This is a genomic window from Bartonella sp. AP58NXGY (genome assembly GCF_042195785.1).
Lineage (GTDB): Bacteria > Pseudomonadota > Alphaproteobacteria > Rhizobiales > Rhizobiaceae > Bartonella.
This window is the reverse complement of the sequence record NZ_JBHIOY010000337.1, coordinates 1-289: the sequence shown is the minus strand read 5'-3', so window position 1 is coordinate 289 and position 289 is coordinate 1. Positions and strand designations below refer to the sequence as shown.

At 37.7% G+C, this 289-nt stretch carries 1 protein-coding gene; it reads right to left on the bottom strand.

The features are described from left to right. Positions 1–289: hypothetical protein (locus ACFINC_RS11265; RefSeq protein WP_375617260.1), on the bottom strand; the 289-nt coding region annotated here is incomplete at both ends.

The following is a 289-nucleotide window of genomic DNA, read 5'->3' as shown; positions in this document are numbered from 1 at the left end:
TCAATATTATCTACACGGTTTTCAACCTTGCTAACCCTATTATTTGTCTCAAAAAGTTGGCTACCATTAACGGCTTCTTTTGAATCTTCAGATAATTTACCATCCGCTACATGCGTAATCTTACTGTTCTGATCATTGTGACGAGCGTCGAAAGCTTTTTCTTCCTCGTTCCAATTTAAACCACTTGATGAGACACTCTGAGCAACATTGTTAATACGCTCGTTGATATCGGATAGACTTCCATTAACTCCTTCAAACGCAGCTGCAACATTATCATAGCTAGTTTTAT